24 protein-coding genes and 1 riboswitch are annotated in these 25,168 nt (G+C 57.2%); of the genes, 13 read left to right on the top strand and 11 right to left on the bottom strand.

The genetic code is table 11. From position 1 onward, the window contains the following. Positions 1 to 4: 4 nt before the first annotated feature. The gene (gltS, locus tag ACXAET_RS03040; protein WP_475180891.1) at positions 5 to 1,219 is read right to left on the bottom strand and encodes a sodium/glutamate symporter; all 1,215 of its coding nucleotides are present in this window, start codon (positions 1,217 to 1,219) and stop codon (positions 5 to 7) included. Between the two features lie 6 nt (positions 1,220 to 1,225). Continuing rightward, positions 1,226 to 1,747 carry a DUF6446 family protein gene (locus ACXAET_RS03035; protein ID WP_475180889.1) on the bottom strand — a complete coding sequence of 174 codons (522 nt, stop codon included), beginning with the start codon at positions 1,745 to 1,747 and terminating at the stop codon, positions 1,226 to 1,228. Positions 1,748 to 1,838: 91 nt separating this feature from the next. Between ACXAET_RS03035 and ACXAET_RS03030 the strand changes: the two genes are divergently transcribed. Next, positions 1,839 to 2,471 (top strand): MarC family protein, encoded by a 633-nt coding sequence (locus ACXAET_RS03030; RefSeq protein WP_475180884.1) that lies wholly within the window; start codon positions 1,839 to 1,841, stop codon positions 2,469 to 2,471. Positions 2,472 to 2,479: 8 nt separating this feature from the next. Here ACXAET_RS03030 and ACXAET_RS03025 read toward each other — a convergent pair whose 3' ends face one another. Continuing rightward, the gene (locus tag ACXAET_RS03025) at positions 2,480 to 3,409 is read right to left on the bottom strand and encodes a glycine--tRNA ligase subunit alpha (protein ID WP_475180879.1); all 930 of its coding nucleotides are present in this window, start codon (positions 3,407 to 3,409) and stop codon (positions 2,480 to 2,482) included. 204 nt (positions 3,410 to 3,613) lie between these two features. Between ACXAET_RS03025 and ACXAET_RS03020 the strand changes: the two genes are divergently transcribed. After that, a complete protein-coding gene (locus ACXAET_RS03020) occupies positions 3,614 to 5,353 on the top strand; it encodes a serine protease (protein WP_475180874.1) in 1,740 nt (579 codons plus the stop codon). A gap of 44 nt (positions 5,354 to 5,397) precedes the next feature. Here the strand turns inward: ACXAET_RS03020 and ACXAET_RS03015 are convergent, their stop codons facing one another. Together ACXAET_RS03015 and ACXAET_RS03010 are read right to left on the bottom strand one after the other, a co-directional pair. Beyond that, the gene (locus tag ACXAET_RS03015; protein WP_475180870.1) at positions 5,398 to 6,972 is read right to left on the bottom strand and encodes a thiamine pyrophosphate-binding protein; all 1,575 of its coding nucleotides are present in this window, start codon (positions 6,970 to 6,972) and stop codon (positions 5,398 to 5,400) included. Beyond that, a complete protein-coding gene (locus tag ACXAET_RS03010) occupies positions 6,972 to 8,420 on the bottom strand; it encodes a TrkH family potassium uptake protein (RefSeq protein ID WP_475180868.1) in 1,449 nt (482 codons plus the stop codon). The genes ACXAET_RS03015 and ACXAET_RS03010 overlap by 1 nt, the downstream gene beginning before the upstream one ends. A gap of 63 nt (positions 8,421 to 8,483) precedes the next feature. Here ACXAET_RS03010 and ACXAET_RS03005 point away from each other — a divergent pair, with 63 nt between their 5' ends. After that, on the top strand, positions 8,484 to 9,506 hold the full coding sequence (locus tag ACXAET_RS03005; protein WP_475180865.1) for a hypothetical protein: 1,023 nt from the start codon (positions 8,484 to 8,486) through the stop codon (positions 9,504 to 9,506). Between the two features lie 351 nt (positions 9,507 to 9,857). On the opposite strand, the gene folE2 is transcribed toward ACXAET_RS03005, so the two are convergent. Both folE2 and metZ read right to left on the bottom strand, forming a co-directional pair. Next, a complete protein-coding gene (gene folE2 / locus ACXAET_RS03000) occupies positions 9,858 to 10,961 on the bottom strand; it encodes a GTP cyclohydrolase FolE2 (protein WP_475180862.1) in 1,104 nt (367 codons plus the stop codon). Positions 10,962 to 11,437: 476 nt separating this feature from the next. Further along, positions 11,438 to 12,628, bottom strand: a complete 1,191-nt coding sequence (gene metZ, locus ACXAET_RS02995; RefSeq protein WP_475180860.1) for an O-succinylhomoserine sulfhydrylase — start codon at positions 12,626 to 12,628, stop codon at positions 11,438 to 11,440. A 65-nt stretch (positions 12,629 to 12,693) separates the two neighbouring features. Next, positions 12,694 to 12,771, bottom strand: a riboswitch (SAM riboswitch). Positions 12,772 to 12,862: 91 nt separating this feature from the next. On the opposite strand from metZ, the gene ACXAET_RS02990 reads away from it, so the two are divergent. Both ACXAET_RS02990 and ACXAET_RS02985 read left to right on the top strand, forming a co-directional pair. Next, complete coding sequence (locus tag ACXAET_RS02990) at positions 12,863 to 13,840, top strand: alpha/beta hydrolase (RefSeq protein ID WP_475180858.1); 978 nt, start codon at positions 12,863 to 12,865, stop codon at positions 13,838 to 13,840. A 26-nt stretch (positions 13,841 to 13,866) separates the two neighbouring features. Next, positions 13,867 to 14,556 carry a glutathione S-transferase N-terminal domain-containing protein gene (locus ACXAET_RS02985; RefSeq protein ID WP_475180855.1) on the top strand — a complete coding sequence of 230 codons (690 nt, stop codon included), beginning with the start codon at positions 13,867 to 13,869 and terminating at the stop codon, positions 14,554 to 14,556. Positions 14,557 to 14,568: 12 nt separating this feature from the next. Here ACXAET_RS02985 and ACXAET_RS02980 read toward each other — a convergent pair whose 3' ends face one another. Together ACXAET_RS02980 and ACXAET_RS02975 are read right to left on the bottom strand one after the other, a co-directional pair. Then, a complete protein-coding gene (locus ACXAET_RS02980; protein ID WP_475180852.1) occupies positions 14,569 to 15,654 on the bottom strand; it encodes a Hint domain-containing protein in 1,086 nt (361 codons plus the stop codon). 118 nt (positions 15,655 to 15,772) lie between these two features. Beyond that, complete coding sequence (locus ACXAET_RS02975) at positions 15,773 to 16,174, bottom strand: OB-fold nucleic acid binding domain-containing protein (protein WP_475180849.1); 402 nt, start codon at positions 16,172 to 16,174, stop codon at positions 15,773 to 15,775. Between the two features lie 127 nt (positions 16,175 to 16,301). On the opposite strand from ACXAET_RS02975, the gene ACXAET_RS02970 reads away from it, so the two are divergent. Beyond that, a complete protein-coding gene (locus ACXAET_RS02970) occupies positions 16,302 to 16,625 on the top strand; it encodes a 2Fe-2S iron-sulfur cluster-binding protein (protein WP_475180847.1) in 324 nt (107 codons plus the stop codon). Beyond that, positions 16,625 to 17,371 (top strand): FG-GAP repeat domain-containing protein, encoded by a 747-nt coding sequence (locus tag ACXAET_RS02965; protein WP_475180844.1) that lies wholly within the window; start codon positions 16,625 to 16,627, stop codon positions 17,369 to 17,371. The genes ACXAET_RS02970 and ACXAET_RS02965 overlap by 1 nt, the downstream gene beginning before the upstream one ends. Positions 17,372 to 17,462: 91 nt before the next feature. On the opposite strand, the gene purD is transcribed toward ACXAET_RS02965, so the two are convergent. Beyond that, positions 17,463 to 18,725, bottom strand: a complete 1,263-nt coding sequence (purD, locus tag ACXAET_RS02960; RefSeq protein ID WP_475180839.1) for a phosphoribosylamine--glycine ligase — start codon at positions 18,723 to 18,725, stop codon at positions 17,463 to 17,465. Between the two features lie 75 nt (positions 18,726 to 18,800). Here purD and xseA point away from each other — a divergent pair, with 75 nt between their 5' ends. Continuing rightward, a complete protein-coding gene (xseA, locus tag ACXAET_RS02955) occupies positions 18,801 to 20,294 on the top strand; it encodes an exodeoxyribonuclease VII large subunit (protein WP_475180837.1) in 1,494 nt (497 codons plus the stop codon). Between the two features lie 7 nt (positions 20,295 to 20,301). On the opposite strand, the gene ACXAET_RS02950 is transcribed toward xseA, so the two are convergent. Then, positions 20,302 to 20,697: a hypothetical protein gene (locus ACXAET_RS02950; protein WP_475180834.1), complete on the bottom strand. Its 396-nt coding sequence runs from the start codon at positions 20,695 to 20,697 to the stop codon at positions 20,302 to 20,304. A 127-nt stretch (positions 20,698 to 20,824) separates the two neighbouring features. Between ACXAET_RS02950 and ACXAET_RS02945 the strand changes: the two genes are divergently transcribed. From ACXAET_RS02945 to ACXAET_RS02925, 5 genes are all read left to right on the top strand, one after another. Next, positions 20,825 to 21,463 (top strand): lysoplasmalogenase family protein, encoded by a 639-nt coding sequence (locus ACXAET_RS02945; RefSeq protein WP_475180831.1) that lies wholly within the window; start codon positions 20,825 to 20,827, stop codon positions 21,461 to 21,463. 57 nt (positions 21,464 to 21,520) lie between these two features. Further along, positions 21,521 to 22,684: a signal recognition particle-docking protein FtsY gene (gene ftsY / locus ACXAET_RS02940; protein WP_475180827.1), complete on the top strand. Its 1,164-nt coding sequence runs from the start codon at positions 21,521 to 21,523 to the stop codon at positions 22,682 to 22,684. Between the two features lie 86 nt (positions 22,685 to 22,770). Next, positions 22,771 to 23,673, top strand: a complete 903-nt coding sequence (locus ACXAET_RS02935) for an EamA family transporter (protein WP_475180823.1) — start codon at positions 22,771 to 22,773, stop codon at positions 23,671 to 23,673. A 16-nt stretch (positions 23,674 to 23,689) separates the two neighbouring features. Further along, on the top strand, positions 23,690 to 24,295 hold the full coding sequence (locus ACXAET_RS02930; RefSeq protein WP_475180819.1) for an inner membrane-spanning protein YciB: 606 nt from the start codon (positions 23,690 to 23,692) through the stop codon (positions 24,293 to 24,295). Positions 24,296 to 24,456: 161 nt separating this feature from the next. Beyond that, positions 24,457 to 25,125: a Crp/Fnr family transcriptional regulator gene (locus ACXAET_RS02925; RefSeq protein ID WP_475180818.1), complete on the top strand. Its 669-nt coding sequence runs from the start codon at positions 24,457 to 24,459 to the stop codon at positions 25,123 to 25,125. Positions 25,126 to 25,168 lie beyond the last annotated feature (43 nt).

Raw genomic sequence — 25,168 nt, 5'->3', positions numbered from 1 at the left:
GTCCTTAGAAATTAACGATCGTTTGAATAACGATTGCATTGGCGATGTCCACAAAGAACGCGGATACAAGGGGCAGCACGATAAAGGCAATAGGAGACGGTCCATATCGTTTGGTGACTGCGGTCATATTGGCGATCGCAGTCGGAGTAGCGCCCAAGGCAAAACCACCAAACCCCGCAGACAGCACCGCGGCACGGTAATTACTGCCCATAACGGGGAACAGCACCCAAATCACAAAAACAATGGTAAACAGCGTTTGCGCGCCCATGATCACCACGATGGCAAGACCAAGCTCGGCAATGGTCCACAGCTGCAAACTCATCAGCGACATGGCCAGAAACGCGCCCAGCGAGAACTCTGAAATCAGCGCCAGCGAAGGCGTTCGTGAAACTGGCGGAGCGTTTGGCGCAAGTGCGGTCCGGATGTTCGCGATAACGATCCCCATAATGAGACAAGGAACGAACAAAGGCAGCCTAAGCCCGGTTGCTTCGATAACTTCGTTCAGCAGATATCCAAAGATGATCGCAAGATTCACGTGCAGCAGAACGCGCATGATCGTCAGGTGATCGATCTTGGTGTCGGCCCCGTCCCCATCATCCGGCAACCCAACCGTGTGCTCTTCGTCCGGTCGATCAGGGGTTAGGTTTTTACCTTCGACCAACAGGCGTGCAATCGGCCCACCGACCAGTGCCGCAAGCACAAGACCTAGGGTTGCCACGGCCACGCCCAATTCGGTTACGCCCTCAAGCCCGGTCACTGCACCTACCTCGGGTGCCCAGGCAATGGCTGTCCCGTGCCCGCCAATCAAAGCAGCTGAGCCGAACAAAACACCTGCCTGCGCTGGAAATCCGAACGTAACTGCACCAACCGCTCCGATGGCGTTCTGGGAAACGATTGTGATCAACGTCAGGATAAGCAGCAGAAACAGAGGCTTACCGCCCGCTATCAAATCAGACAGCCGGGCGTTCAGGCCGATCCCTGCAAAAAACACGATCAGCAGGAAATCTCGTGAAGCCAGGTCAAATGTCAGCTCTATTCCCGTAACGAGATAAAGAAACAGCAAGGTAAACGACGCCAGCAATCCGCCCGTCACGGGTTCAGGAATATTGAACTGACGCAGCACCGCGACCCGAGCGTTGATCTCAGCCCCGATCAGATAAATCGCGATACCAAGCGTGGCTGTTAGAAAACTGGGAACGTGGAGCGCTGCGTCTGTCATACTGCCTCAGTTTTCGGGTCGGGGTGGGCATTCCTCACCCACGACTGTTCCATCATAGGCTTTTTCACCGCAATTGTTCAGCGCGTGCCAGACATAGCCCTTGCCATCATTGGTTACGACAACGATCCGGTCAACGCCGTAGTGAATATTCTTGGTGCCCATAAAGGCTTGCGCCTGTCCGGATTTCAATGCATCCGCGATGGCCACCGCGTCATAGCAGTCAAACCACCCCGGCGCGGTCAACGGCTCGGGGTCTTTTACCAGCTGAAACGTGGAAAAATCCTCGTAGGTCAGGTCGGTCTCAAAACACGCCCGGTATCGGATCGGAGAGCTGTCAGCATCAATAGCCTGAAACGCGGAATACGAGATCGGCTGAGGGTCCTCTGCCCCCTCGGCAAGCAACATGACATCCTCACCGGGTTTGGCGGCGACGTCATAATAAAACCCATAGACCTGCAGATAGTACATGCCCGCACCAGCCGCGACAGCGGATACAAGCAGAATGATGGCAAGCAGTTTTCCGGTCATCTTCTGAACATCCTGATCACGCAGCCTCTTTCAACTTTTGGATAAATAGGCCAGTTTCCAAATCGATACAGGCTGAACCGAGGTCTTTGCGATGGACACGACCCTTGCCGTTGGGTTCTTTGGCGCGCTGTTTGCGATCATGAACCCGATCACCAACCTGCCCGTTTTCCTGAGTGTCACCGACGGCCTGCCCCCCAGCGACCAACGCAAGGTTGCGGCAAAGACGGCCACCTATTGCCTGATCCTCGGCGGAGCATTCGCCGGTATCGGTAGCCAGACGCTGGGTCTGTTCGGGATCAGCGTCGACGATCTGCGGGTCGCAGGCGGATTGGTTGTCTTGATGATCGGCCTGAACATGTTGAGCGGCAACCAAAGCTCCTCGCATCACGGGACGGAAGGCGAAAAGCAAGCCTACCCCGAACCGGCCACGGTCGCCTTCTATCCGTTGGCTTTTCCCATTCTGGTTGGCCCCGGTACGATCACGACGCTGATCCTTTATGCGCACCATATCTCGAAACCTATGGATGCAGTGATCTATGCCGGTGTTTTCCTGATCGTGCTGTTCTTGCTTTTCATAACCTTTTGGAACGCCTCGGCCCTGTCCAAGCGCCTGTCCCAGAACGCCCGCGTCATCATGAGCCGCTTCATGGGCATGATCCTGTCGGCCATCGCGATCGGTATGATTGCCGATGGCCTCAAGGTGCTGTTGCCGGGATTGGCCTGAGCGCGCCATTACACCTCGAACCCGGCGGCTCCGGTCTGTACGAAGGCATCGGCACATTGCTTGGCCAGCGCCCTGACCCGCCCGATATAGGCTTGCCGTTCGGTGACCGAGATCACGCCCCGCGCGTCCAGAAGATTGAAGATGTGCGACGCCTTGATGCACTGGTCATACGCAGGGTGCGCCATGACAATACGCTTGCCGGTTTTGGGGTCGTCATGCTCTTGCCCCAAAATGGCAGCGCATTCCGCTTCGGCCTCTTCGAAGTTGCGCAGCAAAACCTCGGTGTTCGCGACATCGAAGTTCCACCGCGCGTATTCTTCTTCGGTTTGCTTGAAAATGTCGCCATAGGTCAGCGGGCTTGGCGACTGAGGATCGTTGAAGGGCATCTCCATAACGTGATCAATACCCAGCACGTACATCGCCAAACGTTCAAGACCATAGGTCAGTTCACCGGAAACGGGCGTACAGTCGTGGCCGCCGACCTGCTGGAAATAGGTGAATTGGCTGACTTCCATACCATCGCACCAGACCTCCCAACCAAGCCCCCAGGCGCCAAGGGTCGGACTTTCCCAGTCATCCTCGACAAATCGGATGTCATGCAGGTCCATATCAATGCCGATAGCTTCCAAACTGCCCAGATACAGCTCTTGCAGATCCGGGGGGCTTGGCTTGATCAGCACCTGATACTGGTAATAGTGCTGCAACCGGTTCGGGTTTTCACCATAGCGCCCGTCGGTTGGACGACGAGAGGGCTGTACATAAGCGGCGGCCCAAGGCTTTGACCCCAACGCGCGCAGCGTGGTCGCCGGATGAAACGTGCCTGCGCCGACCTCCATGTCATATGGTTGCAGAATGGCGCATCCCTTTGCGGCCCAGTAGGTCTGCAGTCGAAGGATTATCTCCTGAAATGAACGTGGTGCGCTGGACTGTTCGGTCATGACATTCCCTTTGGACGCATCTGCGCCCGGTTCCGGTGGGTTTTGTCCTTCCTATGCAAGGGGCCAAGGTGCGTCAACGGGCCAATGCGGTCCGCTGTCACTGCGCCGCCACACTGGAAATTCCCCGTATTCCGGGCATGGCGTTTCCCCCTTCAAATCGCGTAGTCTGGGGAAAAGATAAAACACTGCGGACACAGGCAGACAATGACACGCATCATCACGGCACTTCTGTTTCTAATTCTCTTCGGCATCCGCGCAGTTTCGGCGCAGCAGGACGCAGGTGTCTGGGTTCAGGTCGAAGCACACCCCTCGCTGCGCGAAGCACAGGAACGCGCGCAGGCATACGCAAATGTTCTGCCAGACGTGAACGGATTCCGCCTGAACTCTGGCTGGTATGCCATTGTTATCGGACCATATTTACGAAGCGACGCCGATCAGGTTCTGAGGGTATACCGGGCCGAAGGTCAGATCCCCTCAGACAGCTACATCACCTTTACAAGCGCGATGGGTCAGCAGTTTTGGCCAATCGGGGCGAATATTCTGAACCGTGGCGTGGTCACGCCGCCCGTTGACCCAACCCCGCAACCCGATCAAACCATTTCGGGCCTTAGCCCAAAACCGACAGATGAAACCCGTTCGCAAGCCTTGCAGTCTGAGCGTCTTTTGACCGCGCAAGAGAGAAGGGACTTGCAGACTGCCCTTCAAGCGGCTGGGTTTTACAACGCGACCATTGACGGGGCGTTCGGTCAGGGAACGCGTCGCTCGATGGGTGAATGGCAACGGTTTAACGGATATGAGGCGACTGGCGTATTGACCAGTGTCCAGCGCAAAGCGCTGATGGACGACTATAACGCGCCATTAATCAGCGTGGGTATGCAGCGATATTCGGATCCGCAGGCGGGAATAGACCTCGACTTGCCGTTGGGCATTCTGACCTTCGACCGCTATGAGGCACCTTTTGCGCATTTCGAAAGCACGTCCGATCTGGGTGCGACGGCCCTTTTGATCAGCCAGGAAGGTGATCGGGCGACCCTAAGGGCGTTGTACGAGGTCATGCAATCGCTCAAGATTGTTCCTTTGAATGGCCCACGAGAGCTGCGCGGCGACCGGTTTACCCTTGAGGGTCGCGGCAACGGCATCGTGTCATATACCGAAGCAACCCTGAAGGACGGCCAAATCAAAGGCTTTACACTGGTCTGGCCCGAAGGTGACGACGCTCGTCGCGCAAGAGTTCAGGCCGCGATCAAAGCCAGCTTTTCGACAAACGGAGCGGTCCTTGATCCCGGTGCCGGCGCGGATGCAGATCAACGCATTGACCTTGTTTCGGGATTACAAATCCGCACGCCCCGCCTGTCGCGGTCGGGGTTCTTTACGGATGCAAATGGCACGATCCTCACAGTGTCCGAGGCCACAGACAGTTGCACCCGGATCACCCTTAACGACGATCAAGAGGTTCAGGTTGCCTGGGCCGATGCTGATCTGGGTGTTGCCGTACTGCGCCCGCGCCGCACGCTAGCACCTATCAACATCGCAGAGTTCAGCGCGGATCGACCGCGCATTCAGTCCGAGGTCGCAGTGTCAGGCTTTTCGTACGAAGGCGCGCTGGGTGCGCCGACACTGACTTATGGCCAGATCACGGACGTGCGCGGTTTGAACGGAGAGGACGGTGTGAAGCGTCTGGCTTTGGCTGCCCAACCGGGCGACGCGGGTGGACCTGTCTTTGATGACGCGGGACAAGTTGTTGGCATGCTTCTACCGACGCCTTCCGACGGGCGCACACTGCCCGCCTCGGTCAGTCTGGCGGCTACGGCAGAGCGGTTGAACAAGGTCCTTGAACAGGCTGGGGTGTCAGGTCAACCTGGTCAGGCCAGCGCGGGAATCTCACCAAATGAACTAAGCCGCAGGGCCAATGGAATGACTGTTCTCGTTCATTGCTGGGACTAACGCGATTGGCTCAGAGACGCCGCCCTAAGGGGCGGCTTTCCAGACTAGACGATATCCGGTGTCACTCGGATCAGTGTTGGTAGTGGCGCATCAAAGGCCGAACGCACAGCAGCCTGCATCTCTGCCAAGTTTGACGGCGCGGCAGATAAGGCGCCAAAAGCCTCAGCCAACTTGCAGAAATCGGGGTTTCGCGCGACCACCGCGTTCGGCGCTATCTGACTACGAACCATGCTGTCTTCGATTTCTTTCAGTTTGCCGTTGTCCCAAAGAATAATGGGCAGCGACAGGCCAAGCTCGACTGCGACACCCAGCTCCATCATCGTGTAATGAAACCCGTAGTCGCCCACTATGGCGGCCGTCGGTTTCCCCCTACGCGCCACTGCGCCGCCAATTGCCGCCGGCAACGCATATCCCAGCGTGCCAAATCCGGTCGGGTGATGCCAGTGATAGGGATAGGCCATGTCCCAGACCTCTTTCGCGACATAGGCGATTTGGGTCATGTCCGAATAAATCATCGTGTCCGCAGGCATGGCATCGCGCAAAGCGTCAAGTACCGGTACAATCCCTGGACGCTCGGCATCCACTCCGGCCTTCCAACGGGCGCGTGCCTGGCTCACTTCTGCGGGCGTCCAGCCTGTGGCGGGTTTCACGCTGTCAATCGCGGCCCATAACGCCTTGGCAAAGCTTTCACCATCCGCTTGCAGCTTGATTCCGGCCCGGTGTTGGTCACCCAGAACCTTTGGATCAAGGTCGACCCGAACCAAATGGGCCTTGTGTCCGAGCGTATCGCGCCACAGATCAACCTCACCCAGCTCCGCCCCCACCGCGACGACAAGATCGGCCGACCCGATTACCTCGGCACTTGCGGGACGCGGCAGCGTGGCGCCAAAATCAAGCTCATAGCCCAACCCCACCAAGCCCCGCCCGGCATAGGTTGTGAAACAGGCCGCGCCCACTTCTGTCAGAATCTGCCGCCAGAGGTTGGATCGCGCGCCACCTCCTAAAATGAACAGAGGTCTGCGCGCGATATTCAGCAAAGACACCACTGGGGCGACATCGGGCGGCAATACCTTGGTTCGCAATGCGGGCTGGTTGGGAAACGGCGCCGGATCAGCGTCGGCCTCAAGCTGAGAGATCGGCACCTGGATATGCTTCGGACGCGGGCGGGATAGTTCGAACTCTTCAAACGCGCGTTCGATCAGACCATATGCCGCCTGTGCGGTGTTTGCCTGACATGACCAGTCCGCCACCGTATCAGCAGCCCCGCGTTGATCCTTCATCTGATGAAGCTGCCCATGCACGGCTAGCGTTTCATCCAGACAGGACGACACCACCAGCATCGGCACCGAGTCCGAATAGGCTTGCCCCATCGGTGTCATGATATTGCACAGGCCAGGCCCCGTGATCACATAGGCTACCCCTGGCTTGCCGGTCGCGCGGGCATAACCATCTGCCATGAACCCTGCACCTTGCTCATGCCTGGTCAAAACATGCGTCAGTCCCGCCTCTTCGATACCTCGATACAGTTCCTGATTGTGCACGCCCGGGATACCGAAAATCACACCAACGCCCCGATCCTTTAGCATGTGCGAAATCTGGGCGCCCAGAGGTCTCTTCATCAGTTTCTCCAGAATTGAACGGTAAACAATGCGTAGACCGCCAGCAGCTCCAGCCGCCCGACCAGCATGCCGATCGACAACAGCCATTTTGCGGTGTCGTTCAGCCCGGCAAAGTTTCCCGCCGGACCGATTTGATCGCCCAACCCCGGCCCTACATTCGCCAGTGCAGTTGCCGCGCCCGAAACCGACGTTATGAAATCCAGCCCGGTCAGCGCCAACGCCCAGGCAAGTACCCCAAGCGACAGCACGAAGAACATGAAAAAACTCATGACCGATGTCAGAACATCCGGCCCGACCGTGCGGCCGTCATACCGCGGGGCGAAGACGCCGTGTGGCGAGCGGATACGGCGGATCTGGGTTTTGATCGAAGCAAACAGCAATTGATACCGGAATATCTTGATTGAACAGGCTGTCGAGCCCGCGCAGCCTCCGATCAAACCGATCAGAAAGAACAGCATCACCGGAAAGCTGCCCCATCCCATGTAATCGACACTGGCATAGCCGGTGCCCGAGATGATCGAAGTGATGTTAAACAGGGATTCCCGAAATGCTTGCTCCCAGCCGCGCGGAAAAACCGAAATCAGGAACACGGCCATGATCAGAACCAACACGAGGATCGTGACAAGAAAGGTCCGTATCTGACTGTCCTGCCACAAGGAATTCGTATTGCCATTTGCAAACTGCACGTAGCGCACGAAAGGCAACGCCGCCAATATCATAAAGACCGATGCCGCATATTCGGTCGGTCCGGAAAACTGCGCGAAGGACGAATCATAATTCGAAAATCCACCAGTAGCGATGGTTGTCATCGCATGCACGACGGAGTCGAAAAACCCCATTCCAAGACCCGCGTAAACCAAAGCACAAACAACGGTCAGGAAAACGTAGATTAGGGAAATCTGGCCCGCGATCTCCTGCGCGCGCGGCAGGATTTTTCCCATGGTCTCAAACCCTTCCGAACGGAAGATTTGCATCCCTCCGACCCGAAGCTCAGGCAAGAACACCATGGCAACGACGATAATGCCGATCCCACCCAGCCATTGAAGCAAGCCACGCCATAACAACAGGCCCTGCGGCAAATCATCCAAGCCAGAAATGACGGTTGAGCCGGTGGTGGTCAGCCCTGACATCGCCTCGAAATACGCATCGACAAAGCGCAGTTCGGTCTCACCGAACAGAAATGGAATTGCGCCAAAAAACGGAAGCGCAACCCAGACACCCGTGGTCAGCAAAAAGGTCTGACGGATCGTCAGACCTTCACCCACCCCGTTCGAACAGCTAATGGAAAGCACCACCCCGGCCAGGATGGTGATGACCCCACTTTCAAAAAACACATGCCATTCGCCGCGCCCCTCGATCAGATCTGCAAGCATAGGCAGCGTCATGGTCGCCCCAAGTATGGCGACCAACAGGCCAATCACATATCCAACCGGGCGCATATCCGTCATGAGGCGCAGCGTTGGCGCGCCTGCACGACCGAGTCAAGCGGATGTCCCGTTTAGCTGTCAGTTTTGCTGACAGGTGTGGGCATAGCGGGCGGCATCGAGGGCGCACGCGTCTTGCGCACAGGTTCCGAAGGTTTGGCATCTGCCACCGCTAAAGCCGCCGTTTTCGGGGTTATGGCGTTAGCGGCCGTTGAACTCTTGGATGGTGACACAGCGGGCTTCGCCACATCTATATTGCTCGCCTCAGGCTTGGTGCCCACAGGTTTTTCGCTGATTGGTGTTTCAGCCTTCATCGCGGTTGCCGGTTCGACTGGTTTCGTTTCCGCTTTCGCGGCGAGTTTCGCCTCAGCGGGCTTCGGTGCGGCCTTCGGCGTCACCGCCTTGACGGAAGGTTTCGGCGCAGCAGGCTTGGCTGCTTGGGCTTTTTGGGCTTTCGGAGCAGATTTAGGCTTAACAGCCTGTGTTGAGGCCTTCGGCGTTGCAGCCTTGGCCGCAGGTTTCTGCGCAGAGGGTTTGGATGCCAGCGCTTTCGCGGCAGATTTAGGCTTAGCAGCCTGCGGTGCGGCCTTCGGCGTTGCAACCTTGGCGGCGGGTTTCAGCGCAGCGGGTTTGGATGCCAGCGCTTTCGCGGCAGATTTAGGCTTAGCAGCCTGCGGTGCGGCCTTCGGCGTTGCAACCTTGGCAGTAGGCTTTGACGCAGTAGGTTTGACAGGTTGGGTCATCGGTGCAGCTTTGGGCTTTACAGTCTGCGCCGATGACTTTGGCGTCGCGGCTTTGGCGACCGGTTTGCTTTGTTGTGTTTTGGGGGCGGCAGCGGCTTTGGTCGGTGCAGTGCGCTGCGTGCGCGTCGCCGGCTTCAGCTCGGCATTTTTTGCAGACTCTGATGATTCGACCTTTGGCGATGCATTACGAACACTTGACTTGGGCTTCGCTGTTGCCGCCTTTCTGGACCTGACAGCAGGCTTGGCTGCGGCCGCCTTTGGCTTTGCTTTCGTCTTTGGCGCCGCTTGCGCAGGTGCCGACGAAGACGCGTGCAGAACTTGCATCGGCACGAATGGCAACTCCATCGCCGAGGTCGTGAAAATCTGAATGATCTTCAGTTGGTTGCTAATCGCATAACCTGCCATACGAATGGCCGCCGCCTGAAACTCAAACGGTTGGGTGATCGGGTTCATTAGTCATTTCTCCTGTGAAAGAAATGCAGCCATCAAAGGAAAGAAGAACCGTTATCCGCCCCGATCCCTCGGACGGAGTGCAGAGGCCTGAGGTTCCGGGGCGTCGCACGTCTCGGCTTCCTTTCAGTGGGGCGTGATCACGCACGCCACGGCAGCATTCCACACCAGTTTATCGCGAAACGCACTGCGCGTGCAGAAATTTTGCTGCACTGCGGCAAAAATTCGCCAATTCAGATGTATTGAGGCTTTTGAGCCTCAATATCGATCACCCGACGTGAAACAAGGTCGAGAACAGACGCGGATCGAGGCTAGCAGAGACAAAGGTAGGTCCTTCGGTCAGAACCGATACCGCGTCATGACTGTGAAGGCTTTCCTGATGGCTGGCCACAACGCGGAAATCGCCAACATGGTGATCTGCCAAAAGCTCAGCACAGAAAAGACGGGCTGCGTCTTCGACGAAGATCGGGTTGGCGGCATTCAACTCGGCAAAGGCTTGCTCGTCTTCGCGCTTGACCATGACCTGAGTTTCCGTCGGAACCGCACGGCGGCAGAGCGCAATCAGGTCTTCGAACCAAAGGCAGTCTGCATCGCAATCCAGAACGACCGAAATCCGCGCGACCGAGCGTTGTGAATGCGGTGTCGCGAGCTGTCCTCGCGTCGCGCGCGCATGCTCGCTCAATTCCAAAGAACACGGACAGGTCGACGAATAGACATAATCCAGATGCATGATCTTTTGGCGTACACCATTCTGCTCAACCAGTTCCAATGCTATGTCGTAATACTGATAACCTTCCAACCCAGACCGCAGGCTTTTCACCCGATCAGGATAAGAGAACCGCATCTGCAAACGCGCGTCAAAGCTGTCCAGATCGGTTAGGTAATCATCTAACGCAGCTTCCATGACCTCAAAACTGAACGTCCGCTCGGCATGTTTGTAGAACGAGCGCATGATCCGGGACATATTGATGCCCTTCTTTTCGGCATCAAGGCTGACCGTACCGGTCACGGATGTCTCAAGCGTCAGATCCTCACCATGTTTGCGGTGAAACCGGATCGGCAGGCGGAAGTTGGAAATCCCCACATGCTGAATCTGCTGTTTGGCCCCACGGATCAGGCTGGACGGCCCATTTTGCAGGTCCGGCAGAGTCGCGCGATACGCCTTGTCGACCTGAAAACCCTCGGGATAGTCGCGCGAAAGGGTCGGATAGTTCATGGGAACCAACCCCGGCACAAGGCGCGCGATGGCTGGATCAAGCTGGCTGATCTCGGCCTCGGTCGCGGTCTGAGCCCACTTACGGAGCGTTTTCAGCGCCGCAGTGGCCTCATCAGTGTCAGGTGCGTCATCAATGTTGCGGGGATGGACGTTCATAAGCCGGGGTTCCCTGGTTGGTCGATCACTAAAATAGATGTCGAGGGTTCAATTACTAGTTTAGCCCGATACGTGCGGGATATCAGTCCGGATTTAAAAAACCCAGCAGAAAACCGTCACACTCCAAACACCTGCGACCTGACGTTCGGCAATTATTCAAGCTGTGATACCCGATAGATCGCCTGCGGCAGTCAGGCCATCGTCGATGGATTGACGGTTTGCGGGCCGTCACAGGTAGGTTAGCCACTGGCGATCGCTTTGCAAGCAACTCAATCCCGGAACACTGAACGTTTTCAAGGACAAAAACCACGCGCACCGGGTGATCACGGCTCTCGAAGATATTGCGCGCTTGATTGCAGTGTTCTCTTGCTATCAAAACCCCGGCGTAACCGTCTCGGATCAAGCTTGGATGCGGCTTATGGCCGAACCTGATCCGGGCGCCCCAAAGCGGTTCAACCGCTTCAGGGCATCACAGATCACTTTTGCGACGCGTCCAGTGCCTGCATGATATCGGACAGCAGATCGCCTGCGTCCTCCAAACCGATGGACAGGCGGATCAGGCCGGGCGTGATGCCCAGCTCAGCTTTCTGGTCGTCACTCAGGCGTTGATGCGTCGTTGTGGCAGGATGGGTCGCTATCGACTTGGAGTCACCGAGGTTGTTGGAAATAATCGGAATTCTCAGCGCGTTCAGAAACGCAAACGCCGCCTTTTTCCCGCCTTTGATATCCAGGGACAGAACCGTGCCGCCCCTACCGCCCAGCTGAGTCTGCACCAGCGCATTCTGAGAATGGGTTTTGAGCCCCGGATACAGCGTCCGCTCTAGCGCGGCATGGCCTTCGAGTGCCTCGGCCACGATCTGAGCGGTATCGACCTGTGCATTGACCCTTAAGGCCATTGTCTCCAACCCCTTCAGCATGATCCAAGCATTGAACGGGCTGAGCGCTCCGCCAGTGTGCTTAAGGTATGGCTCGACTGTGCCACGGATAAAGTCCTTGGTACCCAGAATGACGCCACCCAGCGCCCGCCCCTGCCCGTCAATATGTTTGGTCGCTGAGTACACAACCACATCTGCCCCCTGCTCAATCGCACGGGAGAAGACCGGAGTAGAGAAAACATTGTCTACAATCACCACTGCCCCGACCGCATGGGCCAGTTTCGCAACGGCAGCGATATCAATCACTTCAAGCGTCGGGTTCGACATCGATTCAAAGAAAACCGCCTTCGTGTCCGGGCGGATCGCTGCCTTCCACTGCGCAAGGTCGGTGCCATCGACAAAACTCACATCCACGCCGAAACGGGTCAGAATATTTTCAACGATGTAAAGGCACGACCCAAACAGTGCTTTGGCGGAAACAATATGGTCCCCAGCCTTCAGCATCGAAGTCAGCGCGCCGTTAACCGCCGCCATGCCCGACGCGGTTGCAAAGGCATCCTCGGCCCCCTCCAACACGGCAATACGCTGTTCGAACATCGACACTGTGGGGTTGCCGTAGCGGGCATAAATGAACTCATCCGGGCCACATTCCAGAAACCGAGCCTCAGCCTGTTCGGCATTTTCATAGACGAACCCTTGGGTTAGGAAAATCGCCTCACTGACCTCGTTATACTGGCTGCGGCGGATGCCACCATGGACGGCTTGGGTGCGTTTGTTCCAGCTCTCGCTCATATCTTTCCTCTCGGCCCGTGTCTGGCACGGGCATCAAAAAAACCCCAGACGCGGTCAAGCGAAAGGGGCCTTTCATCCTGACCTTTTAGCGGTTTCGTTTAGCGTGGCCCGCAATCCGGTAACAAATCGCCACGTAGTGATGTTGCCATTACGCCGCATGCGCGAACGCGTCAACCCTGACAGGGGCAACGTCACGGTTCTGTAACTGTCCTTTCACCAAAGCGTCATAGCGTTATGACAGACGTGCACCACAACATCTTGTATAAGGCAGAGCAGATGCCAGTAATCAGGATCAACGCCACCGGCGAAACGTGCACCGTGCACTGCAGCCCACGATCTCCGCGCAGCGTCCTTCGGCAGACGCGTGACACGCCTGGACCGGTTATCATCATGACTCATGGGTACAAGTATCGCCCTGATCATGTCAGGGCTTGCCCTCACGCTCGCATTCTGTCGCTGCAGCCGATGACCATGCACAGGCCTTGCTCAAGCTGGCCGCAACAATTGGGGTTCGGGTCAGGCTTTGACGACGAAGGGCTTGGCATCGCATTTGGTTGGAATGCGCAGGGGCCGTTGTGGGTTGCGCACCGCCGCGCGGCAGAAGCGGGCCGCGCACTGGCCGCCCTGATCAGGGATCTGCACGACCTGAATCCAAAACGCCCAATTCACTTCATCGGGCATTCGATGGGTGTCGAACTTGCGGTCGAAGCATTGCACCACATCGCGCCCGGATCGCTGAATCGCATTATCTCGATGACCGGTGCGGCCTACCAGAGCCGGACGTTGCGCGCAATGCAAACGCCCGCGGGCCAGCAGGCCGATTTTATCAACGTGACCAGCCGGGAAAACGACCTGTTCGATTTCTTGTTTGAGTGGTTGATACAACCGCCGCAACGCGGTGACCGAAGCATAGGCACCGGGCTTTACGCACCAAACGCTGTAACCTTGCAAATCGACTGTGGCCGAACGCTTGACCACCTGTCGCGCCTGATCTTCCCAATAGCAGCCCCACAGCGCCGCGTTTGCCATTGGTCCAGCTACACACGCCCCGGAGTGCTGCGTGTTTACAACGCTTTGCTACGCCATCATGACCGACTGAGCCTGTCTCAGTTACAGAGCAGCTTGCCCACAAACCCAACCCGTCGGTGGTCACGGCTTTTTGCCCTGCCGCGCCCGGAAGGCATCTTGCCGTTTGCACAGAAAGCTTCATGATCCCCCTCCAACCCCAAGGAGAAATCATGATCGACCTGTACTTCTGGCCCACGCCGAACGGCTGGAAAGCATCCATCGCTTTGGAAGAGATGGAGCTGCCCTACACCACCCACCTGATCAATATCGGAAAGGGCGATCAGTTCGACCCTGAATTCCTGAAAATCTCCCCTAACAATCGGATGCCCGCCATCGTAGATTCTGATGGCCCGGACGGTGCTCCGATCTCGGTCTTTGAAAGCGGTGCGATCCTGATGTATCTCGCCCGCAAAACTGGCCGCTTTTATGGCCAGACCGAGCGAGATCGTATCGCCGTTGAAGAATGGTTGATGTGGCAGATGGGCGGACTTGGGCCGATGGCTGGCCAGGCGCATCATTTCCTGAAATACGCCCCAAACATGGACCCTCCGCAAGATCTGCCATACGCCAAGGACCGCTACCGCACCGAGGTCGGGCGCCTTTATGGTGTACTCGATCGGCGTCTGGCCGAGAATGAGTATGTCGCGGGCGATTTTTTTTCTATCGCCGATATGTCGATCTGGGGATGGGCGAGCTTGTGGGAAGGTCAGCAGCAAACTCTTGAGGATAAACCCAACTTTGCCCGGTGGTTAGAAACGGTCAGCGCCCGCCCCGGGGTACAAGCCGGGCGCGCGCTGCACGCAGAGTTGCGCGGCGACCATAGCAGCAAGCAAGCTCAGGACAATTTGTTCAAACGCTGACGCGCCCAATACCTACTGGACGTAGCGCGATATCAACAGCTTGGCCTCGTGTTTGCACAAAACCTTGGCCGCTGTTGGGCCGTATTCCGGACGTGACACATCAGAAAGATCGGGAAAGATTTCCAATAGCTCTAAGCGGCTTTGATGCTCCATTCCGCTTAGGGCGATATCACCCGGAAACAGGCTTTCGGTTTGAGCCCCGTTGGACATCACGATCTCGTGCTCATCAAAGATGAAGTGATAGTAAGATACCCGCTGTGCGTCGGCCACAACGTCGACGCCGTGAAGGCCCAACAGGAATTTTGCCGGCACCAGCACCTCAGCCTCTTCGAATAGTAACTGCAAATCTGCAGATGGCATCAGAATGCGGTGATTTGGCGACACGAAAAGATCGCTGCTAGGCACACCTTCAGCCAATGCTCCTTTTGCAATCCGTATCGGCCTCAGATGAAGTGCATCCGAGCGTGAAACGTCAACGATGCGGGATCCAATCCAACGGATTTCTTTTGCCTGCCCACCTGCCGTTACGACCAGATCGCCAACCTCCAGATCTTCGACAGCGGTTTGCCCCATTGGCGTTTGGATCAATGTGCCCTGAACAAAGCACGGCACATCAACAAGCGCAGTTGGGTCTGTTGTGTCCGGCGCATTACTGGGACCAACGTCTCTGAAAATGTACGTATAAACGACCCCCGGAACCAAAGGTTCGGACGTGACGTAACCGGCAAGAACACCGTCAACTTCTACACTGTAGAAGTTAATTGTGTCCCCTTCCGGATTCATGATCTGGAAATTTGTTTGAAGGAAGATATCACCGCCCGGGGTCAGCCCTGGAATGTTGTTCCCGGCAATATCAGTCACTGTCCCTTGTTGGGTTGCGTCGTCACCTTCTTCGAAATTGATGCGGTTACCGTCGAAGATCGTACCAGTGTCCGGATCTCCATTCGCAATCGGCACCGGTCCTGCTTGATCCACAACATTGAAGACGCGGCGGTCCTCGCCCGGGTCAAAGCTCTCATCCAACATGATCTCTTGCTCGAACCCCCCCACACCCAGAATAATATCAGGTGCGTATCCGATATAGGAATAAGTAGCCATTTCGACCTCAGACGCAGTTGCAACAGGAGCTCTCACCAGGTGAGCTGTTAACACTATACAGCACTCCTTTTGCAGCTTAAGTAACTGTTTTGTTTTATTTTATTATGCTTCTATTTGATTATGTTTTGTTATTGTCCGCAGAGGCCCGCGTACCCTCTTCCTGTACCAGCACATCCAGCATCCCCGAGATATCCTCGATCTCTTCCGCAATCACATGGGTCACCGAATGCGCCCGCTGCATCTGCCCGGTGACCCGCAACAATCGCCCCGAGATCACCGCGCGACGGAAGCGTTCATAGATCTTGCGCCAAACCACCACATTCACGATGCCGGTCTCATCCTCAAGCGTAAGGAAGATCACCCCTTTGGCCGTCCCCGGCCTCTGCCTCAGGATCACCAGCCCGGCCACGGCAACACGCGCGCCCTCGGGCGGGTCGTCCAGCCGATCCGAGGGCAAACAGGCGGGTGGGCGCGGCCAGTCCCGGTGCGATGCCGCAGGACGATGAGTGACAACAAGCATGAGAACAAAAATAGAACAAACAGCAGGAAAGTCCAGACACGGCGCGATGAGTCGCAAATGAGGCTGGAAAGACCTATTTGCCTTGACTAAGGAAGAAATCGACAAACGAAAAAGGAAGACGCACGCAATGGCAAAGATCACCTATGTCGAGCATGGCGGTACCGAACACACAGTCGACGTCGCCAACGGACTGACCGTCATGGAAGGAGCCCGGGACAATAACATCCCAGGCATTGAGGCCGATTGCGGCGGAGCCTGTGCCTGCTCGACCTGCCATGTCTATATCCATCCCGACTGGGTCGAGAAAATCCCGGCCAAGGATGACATGGAAGAGGATATGTTGGACTTTGCCTATGAACCAGACCCGGCCCGCTCGCGCCTGACCTGTCAGATCAAGGTCACGGATGAATTGGACGGTCTGGTCGTGCAGATGCCTGAAAAGCAAATCTGATGCTCTCCAAAGCGCCGCGTCTGCCGACCCGCTTGCGGCGGGTGCAGGTCCGCGGCGCCGTGCTGGCGATGTGCGTTTGGTTGGCGGGGCTAACACCTGCCGTTGCTGATGGCATTACTCATGCCCGTTTTACAGACCCCACAACACGTTATGCTCATGGCGTGTTGGGCGACACCATCGAGTACGGTGCGCTCGAGCTGACGGTTCAGGGCAAAAAGCTACGTATTCAATTGCCACCCGACAGGGTCTTTGAAGACCTTCAGCCGCGTCTGGTGGATGTGGACTTAGATGGATCCTCAGAGGTCATCGTCGTCGAGTCTCAGGACAGTACAGGCGCGCAACTCGCAATCTATGACAGTACTGGCGACAAAATCGCAGCGACGCCGCATATCGGCACCCGGTTTCGCTGGCTCGCTCCAATCGGAGCCGCCGATCTGGACGGTGACGGACATGTCGAGATCGCTTACATCGACCGCCCTCATCTGGCAAAAACCTTGCGCATCTGGCGCTTTCAGAACGGAAGATTAACGGGAATTGCCACCCTGCCCGGCCTTACCAATCACCGTATCGGCCAGGACTTCATCACCGGTGGCATCCGGGATTGCGGTCGCGGCCCCGAATTGATTGTCGTCAGCGCCGATTGGCAGCAGATCGTTAGCGTCAGCTATCATCAAGGTTGGACACCCGAGGTTCTGACCTCGTTCAACCCTCAATCAATGAAACAAGCCCTGAACTGCTCGGGTTAGAGCACCCGCAGCCCGCATCAGCGGGCTGCCCGGCCCAAGGCCTTTGGCGATGCATCTTTGATGCAGCGTCAGGGCGCGGGAGCCTTGCGGCTCACAAAGCCCGCCAACCAATATCGCGCCGAAAGAACCCATCGGGCCAATCAATCCCGTCCACGGCTGCATAGGCACGATCCCGCGCTTCCTGCAAAGTGTTGCCGCGCGCGGTGACGTTCAATACACGACCACCCGACGCCACGATCTGTCCGTCGGAGGTTTTGGTACCGGCATGAAACACCATGTTCCCGCTGTCCTCGGCCAGCCCATCCAACCCCTTGATGACGCTGCCCTTATTATACGATCCAGGATAACCATTCGCTGCCATAACCACGGTAAGCGCGTGATCGTCCGCCCAGTTCACCCGCGCTTCACCCAGCCGGCCTTCGGCGGCGGCGTGCATCAGGTCCATTGCCTGCGCGCCAAGGCGCATCATCAGAACCTGACATTCCGGGTCACCAAAGCGCACATTGTATTCGACAAGGCGCGGCTGACCGTCCTTGATCATCAGGCCAGCATAGAGAACACCCTGAAACGGCGTGCCGCGACGCTTCATTTCTGCAACGGTGGGCTTGATAATCTCCTCCATTGCGCGTTCCTCGATCTCGGCGCTCAGCACGGGAGCCGGAGAGTAAGCGCCCATACCACCGGTGTTCAAACCCGTATCGCCCTCGCCCACGCGTTTATGATCCTGTGCGGTGCCAACGGACAGGATGTCGTCGCCGTCGCACAACACAAAAAGCGACGCCTCTTCACCCTCCATGAATTCCTCAATGACGACCTCAGCCCCTGCGCCGCCAAAAGCGCCGCCAAACATATCGTCGATTGCTTCCAAGGCGGTTGTTTCGTCCATCGCAACGATCACACCTTTGCCAGCAGCCAGACCATCGGCCTTTACCACGATCGGCGCACCCTGCTTTCGGATGTAAGCTTTCGCAGGTTCGGCTTCGTTGAAGTGGGCATAAGCCGCCGTTGGTGCACCCGACGCGTCACAGATTTCCTTGGTAAAGTTTTTCGAGGCTTCCAACTGCGCCGCTGCAGCCGACGGGCCAAACACCAGCACACCCGCTTCACGTAGGCGATCGGCCACGCCGGCAGCCAACGGTGCCTCGGGGCCGACAATCACGAAATCAATCGCGTTTTCTTCGGCAAAGCTGACAACCGCGCCGCCATTCTCAATATCCAGTGCCGCACAATCTGCGATCTGCGCGATCCCGGCATTGCCCGGCGCTACGATCAAGCGGTCGCATTTGGGGTTTTGCATTACCGCCCAGGCCAGACTGTGTTCTCGCCCACCACTGCCGAGAATAAGGATATTCATGACTGCACTCCGATCTGCTTGGCCTCGCCTTGCGGGCGTTCTAAGCTGGCCGGACATTTGACACAAGGCGCTGAAATGTCCGACCTGCTTGACGACCCCATTCCCGGCCAAAACACCCCTGAATACACAGTTTCCGACATCTCGGGTGAGGTGAAACGGACGCTCGAAGGTGCATTCGGGCGAATCCGCGTTCGGGGTGAAGTTGGTCGCGTGTTCAAGGCGCGGTCGGGTCATCTGTATTATGACATCAAGGATGACCGGAACGTGCTGGCCTGCACCACGTGGAAAGGTCAGATCTCGGGACTGTCCGTTGTCCCTGAAGAAGGGCTTGAAGTTGTCGTCACCGGACGGCTGACCGCCTTTGGAGCACAGTCCAAATACAACCTGAACGTCGATGAGGTCGCCGTTGCCGGGCAAGGCGCGCTGATGGCACTGCTGGAAAAGCGCAAAAAGCAGCTTGAATCTGAGGGGCTGTTCGCACCTGAACGCAAAAAGCCTTTACCCTATCTGCCGCAGATCATTGGCGTCGTGACCTCTCCGTCAGGGGCAGTGATCCGGGATATTCTGCACCGGCTGCGCGACCGATTTCCGCGCAAAGTGCTGATCTGGCCAGTGGCTGTACAGGGATCGAACTGCGCGCCCGAGGTCGCCAATGCAATCAATGGTTTCAACCAACTGACACCCGGCGGAGCACTTCCGCGCCCTGATCTGATCATCGTCGCCCGCGGCGGTGGATCGATCGAGGATTTGTGGGGATTCAACGAAGAAATCGTTGCACGCGCTGCAGCGGCTTCGGACATCCCACTGATCTCGGCCGTGGGGCACGAGACCGACACAACCTTGATCGACTATGTCTCGGACCGCCGCGCGCCTACCCCCACAGCCGCCGCCGAACTGGCCGTACCTGTGCGGATGGAATTGCTGGCCTGGACCGGAGAACAAGGCGCCCGTCTATCCCGCGCTGCAACCGATGCGGTCCAACGGCGTTCGCAGCGCCTGCGCGATCTGTCCCGCGCGTTGCCACGCCCAGACAGCCTGTTGAACACCCCCCGGCAACGGCTTGATTTAATTGCAGATCGCCTGACGCCTGCGTTAGAGCGCGGGATCCAGAACCGTCACCTTCAAGTGGTAAAACTCTCTGCCCATCTGCGCCCGTCAACCCTGCGCAATCTTGTGACAAGCCGTCAGGAGGCCGTGCGCAACCTGTCCTCACGCCTGTCTTTGCGTCCTATTCAGCGTGAAATCAAACTGCAGCGTCAAACTCTCTCGCGTCTGGGTGAGCGATTGGACACGGCACAGGCGACACGGCTGGATCGGATGCGGCAACAGTTGGATGCAACCGACCGTCTGCGCGAAACGCTTAGTTACAAGGCGACGTTGCAGCGGGGATATGCGGTGGTACGGGCTGACGATCAGGTCGTCACGACGAAAGCTCAGGCCGCGAAACACAGCGCGCTTCAGATTGAGTTTGCCGACGGCGTGTTGAACACTGATCAACCGGCAGCGCCCCGACCATCTCAAAAGAAACCGTCCAAAAAGGATGCAACAGATCAGGGTTCGCTGTTCTGACGACGCCTCAAACCCCGACATCAGGCCCGTAGCAGATCATCTCTTGGTCGATATCTTCGGCCTCATAGAGTTCCGTTTCCTCTGGGTCGCCCTCAAACTGCGCGACCAGGCCAGTTCCTGACTGCCGGAAAACCCAGCATTGGGGGTCAAGCCGGTCTTCATAGATGAAACAGATTTGGTCGCCCTGCTCGTACCAGACACCTTCTTTGCAATCGCCGTCCAGAAACGACCAGATCACGCGACGATTGGGCAAATAGCGCTCGACCCCGTAGACCTGCCCATCGAAGCCATAGAATAACGTCTTGCCTTGAGTGTAGTCATCGAATTCCGCACCCGACAACGCGGATTGGGCTGACGCGGTATAGGCTGGCAAAAGGAAAAGAATCGCAAGAGCTTTCAGCATAGGCGCATTGTGTCAGAAGCATTTGCCCAGCGCCAATAACCAATTCCGCAAAGCCACTTGCCTCGACGTCACAGGTTGAGGCAAAGCACCTGCGCGTCGCAGGCTGTTTAAAAAGCATGAGGTATACATGACAACTGTCCTATTCTGGCTCGCGGCCGCCTGCGCCTTGGCATACCTGCCATTGTCACCTCGCCCGGCCAGCGGATCGAGATCCGTGTTAAAGACCGCCTCAGTTGCTTTGCTGGCTGTGATTGCGCTGCTGGATGCCGCCCCGTTACTGTTGGCGCTTGCATTGCTTCTATGCGCCACTGGTGACGCTTTGCTGTCTCGGGAAACGGACAACAGTTTCATGGCGGGCATAGGCGCTTTTGCCGGGGGTCACTTGGCATATATCGCCCTGTTTTTGACCCACCCGGCTAGCGATCCGTCGTTGATTTTCAACAAGCCCGCATATTTCTGGTCGCTGATCATCCTTGGTATCGTTACTGCCACACTGCTCATCCCGCGCGCCGGAGACCTCAAAGCACCCGTTCTACTCTACATCCCGATCATTCTGGGGATGGGCATAACCGCTCTCGCCTTACCCGACAGCGGGGCTTTGCGTTGGGCTTTGCCCGCTGCATCGGCATTCATCGCGTCCGACCTTATCCTGGCGACCGAGAAGTTCCTGCTGCCACCCGACCACCGCGCCCACAGGATCACGCCCTATATGATTTGGCTGCTTTATTGGGGGGCGCAGGCCGGTTTGCTGATCGCGTTCCTCTGACCCTTTGCAACTGCCGCAAATCCGCATTAGGTGAGGGGAACACCTGCGGAGACCAAAATGGCGTTTTTCTCAAAGCTCAAGGATAAGCTCTTCAAATCCTCGTCTCGCCTCGAACAGGGGCTGGAAGCCATCGTCGAGGATGGTGGCGAGGAAACAACCGCGCCGGATCCGATCATCCCCGAGCCTGAGCCGAAGCCGGACCCGGTGCCGGAGGTTCCGCAACCAGTACCCGAAGGTCCAGAGCCCGCGCCAATTCCAGAGCCGGTCGAGGTCCCCGACCCTGCACCGGTTGATCCAACGCCTGCGCCTCCGCCCCCCGAAGCGGCGCCCTCCAAGGGGGTGCTGGGCCGATTGTTTGGCCGCAGTGAAGCCAAAACTGCAGTGCGTCGCACCCTTGACGATGACATGCTGGAACAGCTCGAAGAGTTGCTTATCGCATCGGATATGGGCGTAGACACTGCCCTTCGCGTCACCGCCAACATGGCTGAGGGGCGCTATGGTCGCAAGCTTTCTACGCAGGAAATCAAGCAGCTTCTGGCACAAGAAGTCGCCCGCGTCATGGAGCCGGTGGCAAAGCCCCTGCCCATCTATGCAAAGCGCCCACAGGTGGTGCTAGTCGTTGGGGTAAACGGATCGGGCAAAACCACTACGATCGGCAAGCTGGCCAGTCAGTTCAAGGCAGCTGGCAAAAAGGTGGTGATCGCCGCCGGCGATACCTTTCGCGCCGCAGCGGTTGAACAACTGCAAGTTTGGGGTGAGCGCGCCGGTGTTCCCGTATTGACTGCGCCCGAGGGATCAGACCCGGCCAGCCTGGCCTTTGATGCGCTGACAAAAGCACAAGAAGACGGCGCCGACCTGCTTATGATCGACACTGCGGGCCGTCTGCAAAACCGCGCTGACCTGATGGAAGAACTTGCCAAGATCGTCCGCGTCATCCGCAAGAAAGACGAAACCGCGCCACACAACACCCTGCTGGTGCTCGACGCCACCACAGGCCAGAACGCCCTGAGCCAGGTGGAAACCTTCCGTAAGTTAGCCGACGTTTCGGGCCTCGTGATGACCAAGCTGGACGGCACGGCCAAAGGCGGCGTTCTGGTCGCATTGGCCGACAAGTTCGGCTTGCCAATCCATGCCATCGGAGTCGGAGAGCAGATTGACGACCTTGCCCCCTTCGACCCCGAAGAATTCGCCGCCGCCCTCACCGGACTGGGCCAAAACTGATCCCCCCTTCATCTGGTTGAAAATATCCTCGGGGGTCTGGGGGCAGACAGCCCCCAGCCTCTCTACCTAGCGAAAAGACCCGACACTTGAGCGACTGGCTGATCTCTCTCGAAGGCACGGAAGCAGGCCATCAACTCGCCCTTGGCCTCGCCCTGTCGGCCGCGTTCTTGCACGCGGTCTTCGGCGCTCTGCAAAAAGGCCGCCACGATCCGTGGCTGTCCCGCGGGGCAATCGACGCGTGCTATTGCCTGATGGCTGCGCCCTTCGCCTTTTTTGTGGTGCCATGGCCTGAACCTTACATGTGGCCCATCTTCGCCGTCGTCTGGCTAATCCACATCGCTTATAAAACCCTGCAAGCGATGGCCTATACCAAGGGCTCTTATACCGTCGTCTATCCCGTTGTCCGCGGCACTGGCCCTCTGTTCACTGTGATCGGTGCCTATCTGCTTTTCGGGGAAACCTTCACCGGCACGCAATGGTTCGGCGTGGCCGTTCTGTTGGCCGGTATTTTTGGCCTCGCGGCCTACAACTTCCGCTTTCTGGAAACCAACCGGGAAACGCTTGGTATCGCGCTGGTGCTGGCCGTTACGACCGGACTTTTCGTGGCACTCTATACAACCTACGACGCCTACGGCATCCGCGCCACGGCTGACCCGTTCACCTTCCTGGCGTGGTTCTTCATGATCGACGGCGCGGCGATGCCGTTCTACGCGTTCCTCAGGTGGCGCGCGATGATCAATCGCCCGGCCATCGGTCCTTTGATGCTGCGCGGCCTTGCAGGCGGCATCATCGCCCCCATGTCTTTCGGAGCTATCATGATGGCCACGAGGCTCGACAAAGTTGGCGAAGCCGCTGTTTTACGGGAAACCTCGACCGTGTTTGCCGCACTGATTGGATGGCTTGTGTTGAAAGAAACCGTCGGGCCACGGCGCATTGCGCTGATGGCATTGATTGCATTGGGCGCCGTAATAGTTGAAATGGGCGGGTAAACAGCAGGAAGAAATGATGACAGCCAAAAAAGAGATCAACCCGTTTTTGAAACAGGTGCTGGAGCTTGGCCCTCCGCTCGCGTTCTTTGTCATCTACCTGCGTCTGCGTGACGATAGCTTCCTGATCGGTGGCGTCGAGTATTCCGGTTTCATCGTCGCCACCATTCTTTTCGTACCGCTGATGCTGGCCGCTATCGGCGTTCTTTGGTACCTCACCGGAAAGTTGAGCAGGATACAGATTTTCACCGCAATCATGGTCATTTTCTTCGGCGGCCTGACCGCCTGGTTTAATGACGAACGGTTTTTCAAAATGAAAACCACGCTGGTCTACGGCTTCTTTTCGATCATGCTGGGCATCGGACTTCTTCAGCGCAAATCCTACCTTGCCTATATTCTGGACGAGATGCTGCCCATGCGGCACGAGGGCTGGATGATTCTAACCAGACGTCTCTGCGGGTGTTTCGCCTTTCTGGCCATCGCCAATGAATTTGTTTGGCGCACCATGTCAACCGACCTTTGGGTCAAGATCGAAACCTTTGGCTTTCCCATCGCGTTGATGGCATTCCTGATGCTGCAATTCAGCCTTTTGCAAAGCTATATGGATGACCCTGACCACCAGTAGGTGAACTGGATTCCAAGGGTTCGCCTTATAGTTCGTCGAATGGCTCTACGCATGTTCTGATCAGATTACACGGAAAAGTGGACAAAAATCCTTGGCGAAACGCAGAAGCTGTGAAAAGTTGTGGCACCACCCACCACTCATAGCCGGAGACACTTGTACGCATGACGGCTTTTCCAGACAGCGGTTTTCTGTCCGACGCGTCAGACAGGCTAAAGGCCATGCTTTCCGCTCAGGCGACGGAAATCAAACTGGACCGTGGCGATGTGCTGTTTGAACAAGGCGACGAAGGTGACGCGCTCTATGCGATCCTCGAAGGAACGCTTGAGGTGTCCTTTCTGGCCATGAGCGGCCGCAAGCTGTCGCTGACCCTGATGCGCCCGGGCGAGGTTTTTGGTGAGATTGCGCTGTTTGACAGCGGCCCCCGAACAGCGACCATCGTCGCGGCCGAACCGTCCAGCGTTTTGCGTGTCAGGCAGGGCGACGTGATGAATCAGATACGGCAGCATCCAGACTTGGCGGTTGACATGATCCGACTGGCTGGCCTTCGCATGCGATGGATGGGATCGCAACTTAACGAGCAGGTGTTTCTGCCTTTGCCGATCCGATTGGCGCGCAAGCTGTTACACTTGTCCGGGCTTCAGGATGATCCCTCAACCCGGATTACCTTGTCGCAAAGCGAATTGGCTGAATTCGTTGGCGCCACCAGAGAGGCCGTGTCCAAGACAATATCCACCTGGAAGCGCGACAATGTCGTTCAAGCTTCACGCGGTGGCTTGATGATCCAGGATTTCGAAGCCCTGCGCGAACTGGCTGAGTCCGATCTTATCTGATCCCAGTGATCTGCTTCACAGACTGCAGGCGGCACGGAGTCTA

This window comes from Ruegeria sp. AWH4_226 (assembly GCF_056159225.1).
Note: the sequence above shows the minus strand (reverse complement) of the source record. Positions and strands in the feature narration are given on the sequence as shown.